This is a genomic window from Pseudoduganella albidiflava, assembly GCF_004322755.1.
In the GTDB taxonomy this organism is placed as follows: domain Bacteria; phylum Pseudomonadota; class Gammaproteobacteria; order Burkholderiales; family Burkholderiaceae_D; genus Rugamonas; species Rugamonas albidiflava.
This window is the reverse complement of record NZ_CP036401.1, coordinates 4,126,716-4,139,972: the sequence shown is the minus strand read 5'-3', so window position 1 is coordinate 4,139,972 and position 13,257 is coordinate 4,126,716. Positions and strand designations below refer to the sequence as shown.

The window sequence follows — 13,257 nt, the reverse complement described above, 5'->3', positions numbered from 1 at the left end:
TCCAGCGGCCCCGTCGTCCGGACTGGCGGGCCCTGGAATGCGGCCTGGAAGGGCAGGCCGGACGCCGCGCCGGTAGTTTTACCGAAGCTGTGCAAAAAGAACTTTCTAAGCACGACAAGAAATGGTAACGTTAACGTTATCAACCTGAATGAAGATGCAAGAGCGCATGAAAACACCTCCCGTAACACTGATCACCATCGCCGAGCAGGCCGGCGTCTCCGTGATGACCGTCTCCCGCGCCCTGAACGACGAAGGCTCGGTCGCCGCGAAAACGCGCGAGAAGGTGCGCAGGATCGCCGCCGAGCTGGGCTACTCGCCCAACCTGTCGGCCAAGATGATGAAGGGCAGCCGCACCAACGTGATCGGCATCCTCGTCAACGACCTGCAGTCGGCGGTGATCAACGAGATCATCGGCGCCGTCAGCAGCGCGGTGCGCAAGCTCGAGATGGACCTGGTGATCTACAACTCGATCGGCGACAGCGACAACGCGCCCAGCCGCGGCCTGGGCAGCATGCTGCAGGGACTGTGCGACGGGCTGCTGCTGATCCTGCCACGCATCAGCGACACGCACCTGCGCCAGCTGGAGCAGCGCGGCCTGCCGGTGGTGCTGGTAAACTATTGGCGCCCGACGGATCTGCCGGTGGTCCGTGGCGGCAACAGCGACGCGGCGGCCGCGGCTACGCGCCACCTGCTGCAGCTGGGCCATCGCCGCATCGGCTTCATCGCCGGTTCCGCGTTCACCGGCCAGAGCCAGGAACGCCAGCATGGCTATGAGTCAGCCTTGCGGGGCGCCGGCATCGAAGTCGATCCGAAGCTGATCGCGGCAGGGGACTTCGGCCGGCGTTCCGGGTACGAAGCGGCCAGCGCGCTGCTGACGGCCGAGGATGCGCCCACCGCGATCTTCGCGGCCAACGATGAAATGGCGTTCGGCGCGATCGATGCCGTGCGCGCCTGCGGCCTGCAGATGCCGCAGGACGTTTCCGTGGTCGGCTTCGACGACATCCCCGCGGCCGCCCATGTGCATCCGGCGCTGACGACGGTGCGCCAGCCGCTGGCCGCCATCAGCGAGGCGGCGGTGCGCGAACTGCTGGTGCGGATCACCGGGGCCGGTGGCGAACGGCAGCGCGTGGAGTTTCCTTCCGAACTGGTGCTGCGCGATTCCACCGCCAAGGCCCCTGGACGCGCCGGCTCCGGTGCTGCCCCCGGACGCGCTGGTGTCACTCCGGTCTCACGCCGTGCCGCCGCGTCGAAGACCGCCTCCCGCACCGTCGCAGCAACGGTAACGACGGCAACGACGGCAAAGCCGCCCGTCGCTGCCGGCGCGGCCGGCAAGCGCACGCCGAAGAAGGCCTGAGCGATGACCACGCCCTCCACCCGCACGCCGGCCGGCTACCTGTCGCGCCTCGGCCGCGACCTGGCGCGCAACCGCGTCGCCTACCTGATGCTGCTGCCGGTGGTCGCCTACTTTGTCGTGTTCCACTACGTGCCGATGTACGGCACGCTGATCGCGTTCAAGGACTTCAACCCGGCCGCCGGCATCGCCGGCAGCGAGTGGGTGGGCCTCGACTGGTTCCGTCAGTTCTTCAACGGCCTGTTCGTCGAGCGCCTGATCGTCAACACGCTGCTGCTCAACATCTACGACGTGCTGTTCGGCTTCCCCGCGCCGATCATCCTGGCCCTGCTGCTGAACGAGCTGACCAGCGAGCGCTTCCGGCGCTTCGTGCAGACCATCACCTACCTGCCGCACTTCATCTCCGTGGTGGTGGTGGCGGGCATGCTGCTCGACTTCGCCGCCCGCGACGGCATCCTGACCCAGGTCGCGGTGGCGCTGGGCGGCACGCCGGACCCGCTGGTCAACGACCCGTCGTGGTTCCGCACGCTGTTCGTCGGCTCGGAGATCTGGCAAAGCGTGGGGTGGGGCTCGATCATCTACCTGGCCACGCTGTCGGCCATCAATCCATCGCTGTACGAGGCGGCGCGGATCGACGGCGCCAACCGCTGGCAGCGCATGGTGCACGTCACGCTGCCCGGCCTGCTGCCCATCGTCAGCACGCTGCTGGTGCTGCGGCTGGGGCAACTGATGACGGTCGGCTTCGAGAAGGTGATCCTGCTGTACAACCCGGGCACCTATGAAACGGCGGACGTGATTTCCACCTACGTCTACCGCCACGGCATCCTGGATGCGAACTACAGCTACGCGGCCGCCGTCGGCCTGTGCAACTCCGCGGTGGCGCTGCTGCTGCTCGTCGCCGCCAACCGCCTCAGCCGCAAGCTGACCGGCAACAGCATCTGGTAGGAGAAACCATGCAAACCCATGCCATGTCCGAGACCCCCGCGCTGCCGCGCCCGGGCACCAGCCTGCGCGCGTTCCGGCCCCGCCAGGGCTGGGGCGGCGCCATCTTCGACACGCTGAACATCACCGTGCTGTCGCTGCTGTGCTTCATTACGTTCTACCCGTTCTACTACGTGCTGATCGCCTCGCTCAGCGATCCGCTGGCGCTGGCCACGCACAGGGGCCTGATGCTGCTGCCGCAGGGCCTGTCGTTCGAGGCCTTCGAGCGGGTCTGGCAAAACCCCATGGTGCGCAGCGGCTTCGTCAACACCCTCGTCATCGTGGTGGGCGGCACGGCGCTGAACCTCGTGCTGACCTGCTGCGGCGCATATGCGCTGTCGCGGCGCCGGCTGATGCTGGAAAAGCCGGTCATGCTGATGATCATCTTCACGATGTTCTTCACGGGCGGGCTGGTGCCGAACTACCTGCTGGTGCGCGACCTGGGCTTGCTGGACAGCCGCTGGGCCGTGATCCTGCCGTTCGCCGTCAGTGCGTGGAACCTGATCATCCTGCGCTCGGCCTTCAACGCGGTGCCCAAGGATTACGAGGAGGCCGCCCGCATCGACGGCGCCGGCGACTTCACCATCCTGGCGCAGGTCTACGTACCGCTGTGCATGCCCACGCTGGCGGTGGTGGCGATGTTCTACGCGGTGGCGCACTGGAACGGCTACTTCTATTCGATGATCTACCTGTCCGACCGTGAACTGTTCCCGCTGCAGCTGGTGCTGCGCGAGATCCTCGTGTCGAGCAGCACCGATTCGATGATGACCGGCGAGGCGGCGGGGCGCGAAGCGCTCAGCACCACGATCAAGTACGCCACCGTGATCGTGGCCACGCTGCCGGTGCTGGCCGTGTACCCGTTCCTGCAGCGCTTTTTCGCCAAGGGCGTGCTGGTGGGAGGGATCAAGGAATGAGGATGATTTTTTCGGTTCCGCGAATGTTAACGTTATCTAAACTTTTCGTGACCGCGCTGGCGCTGCCGCTGCCAGCCCTCGCGGCGCCCGCGGCGCCTGCGCTGCCGATCGTCGACAAGCCGCTCACGCTGACATGGTTCGTCAACTTCAACGCCAAGGCCGCCGTGTCGATGAACAGCTACGCCGAGCAGACCGCCTACCAGGTGCTGGCCGAGCGCACAGGGATCCGCGTGCGCTTCGACCACCCGCCGCTCGGCGCGGAGAAGGAGCGCTTCAACCTGCTGGCCGTGTCGGGCAAGTACCCGGACGTCATCGAAGCCGACTGGTTCGGCTATCCGGGCGGCTCCGAGAAGGCGCTGCGCGACGGCGTCATCATTCCCCTCAATGACCTGATCCGCCGCCATGCGCCGAACTTCCAGGCGCTGCTCGATGCCAATCCGGAAGTGTTCCGCCAAGTGTCGACGGCCGATGGCCGCATCTACGCGTTTCCCATGCTGCGCCTTGACCCGGAAGTGCGCAACGTGTGGGGACCGCAGATCCGCGCGGACTGGCTGCACAAGCTGGGCCTGGAAGCGCCCCGCAGCATCGACGACTGGTACCGCGTGCTGAAGGCGTTCCGCACGCGCGATCCGAACGGCAACGGCAAGGCCGACGAGATCCCGTTTTCCGTGATGACGATCAACGGCGACCGCGCCGTGCCCGGCCTGCCGGCGCCGATGTGGGTCTTCCTCGGCGGCTTCGGGCTGGCCCCGGAGTTCTTCCGCAAGGATGGCCAGGTGCGCTACAGCCCCGCCGAACCGGCGTACCGCGACTTCCTGGCCACCATGCGCCGCTGGTATGCCGAAGGGTTGATCGACCCCGATTACGTATCGCAGACGGAACGCCAGTTCGATGCGCGCATGACCAACAACCTGGTGGGTGCCTACGCGGGCTTCAATGGCGGCGGGCTGGCCCGCTTCACCAGCATGAACCGCCAGCGCTTCCCCGGCTTTCGCCTGGTGGCGGTGCCGTATCCCAGCGGCCCGGGCAGCGGTGGACGGCATTTCCTGACGTGGCCCGAGGCGGGGCAGGTTTACTCCGGCCTGGGCGCGGCGGTCAGCAGCCAGAACCGGCACGTGGTGGAAACCATCCGCTACCTGGACTACGGCTATTCGAAAGAGGGCGGCCGCGTGCTGTCCTACGGCCGCGAAGGGCTCAGCTACACGATGGTGGACGGCCTGCCGCGTTATACGGCGCAGGTGATGCGGCATCCGAAGCTGTCGGTGGCCGAGGCGATCTACGTGCATGCCCGCGTGCAGAGCGCGCCGCTGGTGCAGGAGGCGAACTACCTGCAGCAGTTCTACACGATGCCGGAACAGCGCGAAGCCGTGTCCATCTGGGCCAGCGCATCGCCGGACCTGCTGCTGCCCGCGCTGGAAGTCGATCCTGCCGACTCGCGCAAGTTCAACGCCATCATGAGCGACCTGAAGCTGTATATCGCCGAGATGACGACGCGCTTCATCACCGGCCGCGAGCCGATGGAAAACTTCGACCTGTACCTGAAGAAGCTCGACCAGGCCGGCGTACGGCGCGCCACCGCCTACATGCAGAAAGCCTACGACCGCTACCAGTCGAAATCTCCCGCCGGACCCGCTCCGGCCCAACGCTGACCAGAACGGACGAGAACGACATGCCACGACTTACTCACCACTTGTGGGCCGGAGCCACCGCATACCAACGCGCGGCCAGAAATGTGAACGTTAACAGCGACGTGCGTGCCGCTGAAACCCAATGACCAACGACATGACTTTACCCATGCATTCTTCCCCGCCGGCCGGCGACGACGTGCTGGAAGGCGCGCTGGACCTGGCCCTGGGCCAGCTGGCGGCCAACCTGCGGCGCTTCACGGAACGCTTCCCCGACGACACCACCACCGCCAACCACTACACGCTGCGCCGCTACGAAGACCATCCGGCGGGCGTGAATGCCGGCTGGACCAGCGGCTTCTGGACCGGCATGCTGTGGATGGCCTATGAACTGACGGGGGCCACGGCGTTCCGCCAGGCCGCGGCCAGCCAGCTGCCCAGTTTCGCCTGGCGCCTGGAGCAGGATATCCAGGTCGACCATCATGACCTGGGCTTCCTGTACATGCCTTCGGCGGTGGCCGCGTGGCGCATCACCGGCGAGACGGCGCCGCACCGGATGGCGCTCCAGGCGGCCGACCGGCTGATGCGGCGCTACCTGCCGGGCGCCGGCATCATCCAGGCCTGGGGCGACCTGGACGACCCGGCGCAGCGGGGCCGGATCATCATCGACTGCCTGATGAACCTGCCCCTGCTGCACTGGGCCAGTGCGCAGAGCGGCGACGGGCGCTATCGCGAGGCCGCGCTGTCGCACCTGCGCCAGTCGCGCAAGTACCTGGTGCGCCCGGATCACTCCAGCTTCCACACCTACCACTTCGATCCGGTGACCGGCGACGCGCTGGGCGGCAGCACGGCGCAGGGCGCGTCGGACGATTCGTGCTGGGCGCGTGGCCAGGCCTGGGGCATCTACGGCTTCGCGCTGAACCACCGCCACGCGCCGGAGCTGGGCCTGCTCGATATCGCCTGTGCCCAGGCCGACTACTTCCTGGCCCGGCTGCCGGAACACGGCATCGCCTACTGGGACCTGGCCTACGGCGACGGCAGCGGCGAGCCGTGGGACAGCTCGGCCTCCGCCATCGCAGCATGCGGGCTGCTGGAAGTGTGCGCGCTGCTGCCGGAGGGCGCACTCCACGCACGCTACCGCGCCGCGGCGCTGCACCTGCTCGGCAGCCTGGCGCGGCGCTGCGCCGCCCGCCAGCCGGACAGCGACGCGCTGCTGCTGCATGGCGTGTACAGCAAGCCGCACGGGCAGGGCATCGACGAGGCCAGCCTGTGGGGCGACTTCTTCTACCTGGAAGCGCTGGCGCGGGTCACGCGCGGCTGGACCAGCTACTGGTAGCTGGGAGGCGGAGGAGACAGACAACGACGGCACGCAAGATCGGCTAGAAAAAATCGGCATCCAAGGATCGGCTCAAAACCGGGTAGTCAATAAAACAGCAGTTCTCATCAGGAGAGAAACATGATTGCGCACTTCAGCACTTCCATCAGCCTGCCGCCGCTGCGGCCCCTGACCGCGGCCATCGCCCTGGCGATGCTGGGCGCCGTGCCGGCCCAGGCCCAGCAGGCCGACAGCGGCAAGCTCGAACAGGTGGTCGTCACCGCCAACAAGCGGGCACAGAACCTGCAAGACGTCCCGGCGGCCATCTCGGTGATCAACGACGCCACGCTGCAGCGCGCCAACGTGCGCGACATCGACGATCTGCCGTCGCTGTCGCCGGCGCTGACGATTTCCTATGGCTCGCAACCCGGCAACAACAGCATCAACATGCGCGGCATCGGCACTTTCTCGCTGGGCATCGGCACCGAGTCCGACGTCGCCGTGATCGTCGACGACATCCCGATGGGCCTGCAGGCCGGCGCCTTCAAGGACATGACGGACATCTTCCGCGTGGAAGTGCTGAAGGGCCCGCAAAGCACGCTGTTCGGCAAGTCTTCCATCGCCGGCGCGCTGAACATCACCACCAAGCCGATCGCCGGCACGCGCAAGGCCAGCACCAGCTTCCTGCTGACGGACGACAAGGAGTGGCGCGCCAGTGCCAGCGTGTCCGGCCCGCTGACCGACACGCTGCGCGGCCGCGTCACCGTCAGCAAGACCGGTTTCGGCGGCGTCGTCGACAACCTGTACGATGGCTCGAAGCTCAACGGCAGCCGCGGCGAAACCATCATGGGCAAGTTCGAATGGAATCCATCCGACCAGTTCCAGGCCGTGTTCTCGCCGCATTACAACCGCACCAACCGCAACTGCTGCGTGAATCCGTACACGTCGATCACGCCGGGTGGCTACTACCAGAACGTGCCCCAGTTGCCGGCCACCGAACTGAATGCCGGCATTCCGATCGGCCCCGGCAACACGGCCGTCAGCAACGACTACCCGGCCGGCGGCAAGTTCCGCGATGCCGGTGCCGGCCTTCGCCTGAACTGGCAGTTCGGCGACGATTCGGTGCTGGCCGGCCATAACCTCACCTCCATCACCTCGTTCGGCAACTACCACATGGACGACTTCCAGGACGGCGACGGCACCAGCAGCGACATCCTGCGCTACCTGCCCGTCAATGGCCGGCCAACGGGCCTCTCCGGTGGCCTGTACAGCTTCGGCACCTTCGACGTGAAGTCGATCACGCAGGAAGTGCGCCTCACGTCGCCCGATACCGGCAAGTTCCGCTACGTCACCGGATTCTGGTACGGCCGCAACATGCTCAACCGCCTGCTGGTGCGGGCGCCGGTGAGCAGCTACGTCACCGCCTACGAGGCGCAGGCCTGGAACACCAACTACGCACTGTTCGGCCAGGCCAGCTATGCCTTCGCGGAGAAAACCAGCCTGATCGCGGGGCTGCGCCTGAACCGGGAGGATTCGGGCTACGGCTTCACCCGCTACACGCCGCCGCCCGCCGCGCGCGTGCCGACCGAGTTCTACACGGACGACCACTCGGACAACGCCGTCACCGGCAAGGTGGGCCTGGAACACCATGTGAGTCGCGACACGATGGCCTACGCGACATTCTCCACCGGCTACAAGGGTGTCGCCTACGATCTCACCAGCGGCTTCAACGCCGCCGTGGCGCGCAAGCAGCCGGTCGATCCGGAAAAGGCGAAGAACTTCGAACTGGGCCTGAAGACCGCGCTGCTGGACAACCGCGCCACGCTCGACATCGCCCTGTTCAACACGAACTTCCGCGGCTTCCAGCAGGCGGCCGGTTTCGTCGACGACGACAACGTCTTCCGCACCACGCTGCACAGCATCGGCGGCTTGCGCACGCGCGGCCTGGAAGTGGATGGCACGCTGCGCGCCAGCCGCGCGCTGCTGCTGAACGCCAGCTTCGCCTGGACCCAGGCCACCATCACGGAATTCGAGAACGGCCCGTGCCACTGGGTGCTCAACGCGGCCGGCACGGCGGCCATCGTGGGCGGCAATTGCGCGCCGAACCCGCAATACGCGAACGCCAATGTGCAGAACCTGAAGGGGGCCACGCTGCCGAACGCGCCGAAGATCAAGGTCAACCTGGGCGGCCAGTACGACGTGCCGCTGCAGGCCGCCGGCTTCGACCTGTTCGTCACGGGCGCCTGGCGCTGGCAAAGCCGCACCCAGTTCGCGCTGAACCAGGACCCGGTGACGGTGCAGGGCGGCTACGGCGTGGCCAACCTTGGCTTCGGCATGAAGGACAAGCGCGACCGCTACAAGCTGTCGTTCTTCGTCAACAACCTGTTCGACAAGACGTATGCGATCGGCCTGGGCAACTCGGTGGCCACCGGTACGTGGAGCGCGAAGGCGCCGAACCCGGTGGCCGTGGTCAGCACCACCTCGTGGCTGCCGCCGCGCGATTACACCCGCTACGTCGGCGCCCGGCTCGACCTGAATTTCTGATTGGTCCGTGGGCGAGGCGCACCGGCTCCCCCTGGTGCGCCTGGCTCTTTCGAAGGGACGCGGCCACCGGGCTGCGCTCCCTTTTTTTTCGTTCGCATCGTTATCCAACATCATGCACAACTCACCTTCCTTCACGATTTCCGGCGACCGTTTCCTGCTCGACGGCGCACCGCTGCGCGTGCTGTCCGGCGCACTGCATTATTTCCGCGTGGTGCCCGGCCAGTGGCGCGACCGGCTGCTGAAACTGCGCGCCATGGGCCTGAACACCGTGGAAACCTATGTGGCCTGGAACCTGCACGAGCCGCGGCCCGGCGAGTTCCGCTTCGACGGTGGGCTCGACCTCGCCGCGTTCGTGCGGCTGGCGCAGGAACTGGGCCTGTACGTGATCGTGCGGCCGGGCCCCTACATCTGCGCAGAATGGGAGTTCGGCGGCCTGCCGGCCTGGCTGCTGGCCGATCCGGCCATGGAAGTGCGCTGCTGCTATCCGCCCTACCTGGACGCGGTGCGGCGCTTCTATGCGGCGCTGCTGCCGCAACTGCTGACGCTGCAGGTCCCGCACGGCGGACCGATCCTCGCCATGCAGGTCGAAAATGAATACGGCAGCTACGGCAGCGACAGCCGGTATGTGGAATGGGTGCGCGCGCTGATGGTGGAACTGGGCGTTGAAACGCTGCTGTTCACGTCGGACGGTGCCACCGACCACATGCTGACCCACGGCACGCTGCCCGCTGTGTACAAGACGGCGAATTTTGGTTCGCGCGCCGACGGCGAGTTCGCCAAGCTGCGCGAATACCAGCCGGACGGGCCGCTGATGTGCATGGAATTCTGGAACGGCTGGTTCGATCACTGGGGCGAGCCGCACCATACGCGCGACGCGGCCGATGCGGCACAGGCGCTCGACGAGATTCTCGCCAGCGGCGCATCCGTCAATGTCTACATGTTCCATGGCGGGACCAATTTCGGCTTCATGAACGGCGCCAACACCGATCTCGACACGCGCGCCTACCAGCCCACGGTCAACAGCTATGACTACGACGCGCCGCTGAGCGAGGCGGGCGAGCCGACCGCCAAGTTTTACGCCTTCCGCGAGGTGATCGCGAAATATGTCGACCTGCCGCCGCTGTCGCTGCCGCCACCCGCGCCGATCCTGGCGCCAACCGCGGCACGCTTTGCCGGATCGGCCGCGCTGGCCGATGCGCTGCCCGTGCTGGCGACGGCGCACCGCGACATCGTGCCGCGCGCCATGGAAAGCCTGGGGCAGGACTATGGCTTCCTGCTGTACCGCACCACGGTCGCGCATCCGCCGGGCAAGGTCACCTTGTCCGTGGAACGCGTGCACGACCGCGCCCAGGTGTTCGTCAACGGCGTCGAGGCGGGCGTGCTGGCGCGCGATGGCGACGGCAAGCTCGAGATCGACCTGCCCGCCGGCCCGGTCACGCTGGACCTGCTGGTCGAGAACATGGGGCGGGTGAACTACGGACCGGACCTGCAGGACCGCAAGGGCCTGCTGGGCTGGGTGCGGCTGGGCATCAACAAGCTGTATCACTGGACCATGTTCCAGCTGCCGCTGGCCGACCTGTCGCGGCTGGAATTCGCCGCCGCCGCGACGGCCGGCCCGGCATTCCACCGCGCCGTGTTCGACGTGGCGGCGCCGGGCGACAGCTTCCTGTCGCTGCCCGGCTGGAGCAAGGGCGTGGCCTGGGTGAACGGCTTCAATCTGGGCCGCTACTGGGAGCGGGGACCGCAGCAGGCGCTGTACGTACCGGCGCCATTGTTGCGGCAGGGCGAGAACGAGCTGATCGTGTTCGAGCTGCACGGCGTGCGCGGTGGCGACGCCGTGCTGGGCTGGCCGGTTCCCTAGCGAACTTCGGAAGGCGCCAGCCGGAAGCTGGCGCTGAACGAGCGGCCCGCCGCGCCGGCCACGTCGACCGCCAGGCGGATCGTCGGCCGCGTTTGCAGGATCGCGATGCCGGGCGAGGTCGCCACGATCTCGCCGGCCGCGCGCGCGATGTCGATCGTGACCGGTGCCGTGCCGGCCTGGGTGGGATCGGCCACGGCCACATGTAGCATGCCGCCAGCCTCCTGCACGAGAACCGCCGCCTTGCGGTCGCTGGCCAGGTAGGGCACGTGATCCATCTTCACGACCGCGGCGCCGTCGGCCCAGAAGGTCGCGCCGACCAGGCCGAGCGCCGCGTCGCGTACCGCGGTGACCGAGGCGGAGCGCTCCAGCACCGTGACAGTGGGTGCGGCCGCATACGCGGCCGCCTGGGCGGCGCTGCGGCCCGGCAGGATCACGTACGCATAGCCGGCATCGCGCGGATTGCTGCCGTGCGGCAGGGCCAGGCTATGGAAATGGTTCGTCACCACGTTCGTGCCACCGCTGGCAGACATCGTGCGCCAGGTGGCGCTGCGTGTCTCGCGCAGGCTCTCCAGCGCGGGCTTGTCGGGGAAGTACCACGCCACGTCGGACCCCGGCACGTTGCCAGCCAGGTGTGCCCAGCGGACGGCGGGCAGGGGCGCGGCGCTGCCGGACACCGGGCGCTGCACGACGCCGTCCACGGTCAGCACATTGCCGCCGTGCGCGGCAAGTTTGCGGTTCTCGACGATCGTCTCGACCGGCACGCCGTCCGTGCTGGCGAGCCCGCTGCCGACGGCCACGATCCGGTCGCCGAACAGGAACCACGATTTGCGCCCCGTGAGCGTGCTGCCGGTTACGCCCCCCGTCGCGAACGCCATGCCGGCCACGGCGTACTTGCCAGCCAGCGTGGCGCCGCCGGTCCAGCCGCCCGTGTTGGGATACTTTTTCCAGTCCACCGGCACGCCGCTGCCGGAACGGTCGGTGGTCGTGCCGGGCAGCCGCCGCTTGTCGATGGTGGGCCAGTAGCCGCCCAGGTAGCGCGCCTGGTCGGCGTCGTACAGCGCGAGCATGCCCATGCCGGTCCACCAGCCGGCCAGGTTTTCGCCGTTGCCGTACTCGAACGCCGAGATCCGGTCCGAGAACAGCGCCAGGCTGGCGGCGAAGCCGGGGCCGCGCTGGACCACGCGGTCCATCGATGCGAAGACGCGCACGCCTTCCGGCTCGGCCGCGGCGGCCACGCGGGGATCGGCCATCAGCGCCTTGATCGCGACGATGTCGTCGACCGGCAGCGGTGCCGGCACGAACGCATCGGTTGCCGTTTTTGCGGCGGCAAGCGGCGCGGCATGGCTGCCGCCGAAGGTCGTGTCGCGCGCGATCCAGCCCTTGGTGGCGGCCGCGATGGCGGCGCCTTGCCGGGGATACGCCGTGGTGCCGGCCCGCGCCAGCCGCACCAGCGCCGCGATGGTGCTGCGCCCTGCCGTGTGGTCGGTCGAATTATGGCGCGCGATGGCGCGGCCCCGCACCGCGTCCATCATCGCGCCGTCGTAGATAAATGGAGCATAGGCGGTAGTAGCCCAGTCGAATACGTTGGCAACGTTCGGATCGGCCAGGGCCCACCGCGAACCTTCCAGCAGGGACAGCAGGCGGGACATGTCGTCGATCACGGCGGGGCCGTACGCGCCAGTGTAGGGCACGTAGTCGTGCTGGATGAACGAACCGTCGCGGTAGAAGCCGTCGCCTTCCGTGACGTACAGCAGCGCGGGGCCGATGGCGGCGCGGCCCTGCGCGATCTTCGCCGCCGACTGGCCCAGCACGCCGCGCAGGATCACGGCAAGCGACTTGTCGAGCAGGTTGGCGCCCGTCTCGGCGGCCAGCACGGTGCCGTCCGGTTTCAGCCGCACCGCCGGGTCGGGCACGAAGCGGTCGATGGCCGCCAGCCACGCCGCGCGCCGGCCCGCGCCCAGCCGTTCGTGCATCAGCGTCATCGTGTTCGCCAGCGCCAGAGGCGTGCCGATATGCCAGTCCCACCAGTTGCCGTACCAGGTGACGGTGGCGTTGTAGCGGTGCGCGTGCAGCCAGTCGAGGCCCGCCACGATGTCGGCCGCCAGCGCCGCATCGCCCCGCAATGGCGAGCCGGCGGTGGACCAGGCCAGCGCCATCGCCTGCAGGCGTACGTAGCTGTTGGTGATGTTGGCCGAATTCGCCGGCGCTGCCAGGTCCGGCCACAGCGCGCCGCGCGCCGGGCGCTTGTCCATCGCATCCCAATGGCGCCGCGCGTTGGCGGCCAGGGTCGCGACGGCCCGGGCGATGTCCGGATCGCGGGTGTCGAGGGCTTCGCCGCCGGTCAGGCGGGCATGCCACCTGGTCCGCAGCTGGTCGAACTCACTGGCATCCACGGCCGGGGCGGCCCGGGTGGCCACAGGTGCGAGTGCCAGCATGGCGGCGCACAGGACGGGCAGCGCGCGGTGGCGGGGGCGAAGGGCTGGGCGGATCGGCATAGGTCTCCATTGTCGATGCGCTGGCGGCGGGCAGCAAGCGGGCGCCAGCGGTGGATAGATAACGTTATCAATTTTGTGCGCGCTGATTTGTACTGGCCCGTTGCGCCACCGGAAAACAAGGACTAATATACATGACATCATAGTTAACGTTAACATTTCAGGGATAAACCA

General features: G+C 67.7%; 8 protein-coding genes. 7 read left to right on the top strand and 1 reads right to left on the bottom strand.

Annotation, left to right across the window (positions count from 1 at the left end; translation table 11 throughout):
* The first annotated feature begins 166 nt into the window (after window positions 1-166).
* The 7 genes from EYF70_RS17000 (at window position 167) to EYF70_RS16970 (ending at window position 10,591) form a co-directional block, all read left to right on the top strand.
* On the top strand, window positions 167-1,354 hold the full coding sequence (locus tag EYF70_RS17000; protein WP_165497705.1) for a LacI family DNA-binding transcriptional regulator: 1,188 nt from the start codon (window positions 167-169) through the stop codon (window positions 1,352-1,354).
* A 3-nt stretch (window positions 1,355-1,357) separates the two neighbouring features.
* A complete protein-coding gene (locus EYF70_RS16995) occupies window positions 1,358-2,296 on the top strand; it encodes an ABC transporter permease (RefSeq protein WP_131146459.1) in 939 nt (312 codons plus the stop codon).
* Window positions 2,297-2,304: 8 nt separating this feature from the next.
* On the top strand, window positions 2,305-3,246 hold the full coding sequence (locus tag EYF70_RS16990; RefSeq protein ID WP_218943689.1) for a carbohydrate ABC transporter permease: 942 nt from the start codon (window positions 2,305-2,307) through the stop codon (window positions 3,244-3,246).
* Between the two features lie 23 nt (window positions 3,247-3,269).
* Window positions 3,270-4,895, top strand: a complete 1,626-nt coding sequence (locus EYF70_RS16985; RefSeq protein ID WP_165497704.1) for a type 2 periplasmic-binding domain-containing protein — start codon at window positions 3,270-3,272, stop codon at window positions 4,893-4,895.
* A gap of 133 nt (window positions 4,896-5,028) precedes the next feature.
* Window positions 5,029-6,207 (top strand): glycoside hydrolase family 88 protein, encoded by a 1,179-nt coding sequence (locus tag EYF70_RS16980; RefSeq protein WP_218943688.1) that lies wholly within the window; start codon window positions 5,029-5,031, stop codon window positions 6,205-6,207.
* Window positions 6,208-6,327: 120 nt separating this feature from the next.
* The gene (locus EYF70_RS16975) at window positions 6,328-8,730 is read left to right on the top strand and encodes a TonB-dependent receptor (protein WP_131146457.1); all 2,403 of its coding nucleotides are present in this window, start codon (window positions 6,328-6,330) and stop codon (window positions 8,728-8,730) included.
* A gap of 112 nt (window positions 8,731-8,842) precedes the next feature.
* Window positions 8,843-10,591, top strand: coding sequence for a glycoside hydrolase family 35 protein (locus EYF70_RS16970; RefSeq protein WP_131146456.1), 1,749 nt, complete (start codon window positions 8,843-8,845; stop codon window positions 10,589-10,591).
* On the opposite strand, the gene EYF70_RS16965 is transcribed toward EYF70_RS16970, so the two are convergent.
* Window positions 10,588-13,086 (bottom strand): polysaccharide lyase 8 family protein, encoded by a 2,499-nt coding sequence (locus EYF70_RS16965; protein ID WP_165497703.1) that lies wholly within the window; start codon window positions 13,084-13,086, stop codon window positions 10,588-10,590. The genes EYF70_RS16970 and EYF70_RS16965 overlap by 4 nt on opposite strands.
* Window positions 13,087-13,257 lie beyond the last annotated feature (171 nt).

What these genes read in the sequence shown, in the direction of transcription:
- EYF70_RS16970 (WP_131146456.1), top strand. Translation starts at nt 8,843, where the DNA reads ATGCACAACTCACCTTCCTTCACGATTTCCGGCGACCGTTTCCTGCTC.
- EYF70_RS16985 (WP_165497704.1), top strand. Translation starts at nt 3,270, where the DNA reads ATGTTAACGTTATCTAAACTTTTCGTGACCGCGCTGGCGCTGCCGCTG.
- EYF70_RS16995 (WP_131146459.1), top strand. Translation starts at nt 1,358, where the DNA reads ATGACCACGCCCTCCACCCGCACGCCGGCCGGCTACCTGTCGCGCCTC.
- EYF70_RS16990 (WP_218943689.1), top strand. Translation starts at nt 2,305, where the DNA reads ATGCAAACCCATGCCATGTCCGAGACCCCCGCGCTGCCGCGCCCGGGC.
- EYF70_RS16965 (WP_165497703.1), bottom strand. Translation starts at nt 13,086, where the DNA reads ATGCCGATCCGCCCAGCCCTTCGCCCCCGCCACCGCGCGCTGCCCGTC.
- EYF70_RS16980 (WP_218943688.1), top strand. Translation starts at nt 5,029, where the DNA reads ATGACTTTACCCATGCATTCTTCCCCGCCGGCCGGCGACGACGTGCTG.
- EYF70_RS16975 (WP_131146457.1), top strand. Translation starts at nt 6,328, where the DNA reads ATGATTGCGCACTTCAGCACTTCCATCAGCCTGCCGCCGCTGCGGCCC.
- EYF70_RS17000 (WP_165497705.1), top strand. Translation starts at nt 167, where the DNA reads ATGAAAACACCTCCCGTAACACTGATCACCATCGCCGAGCAGGCCGGC.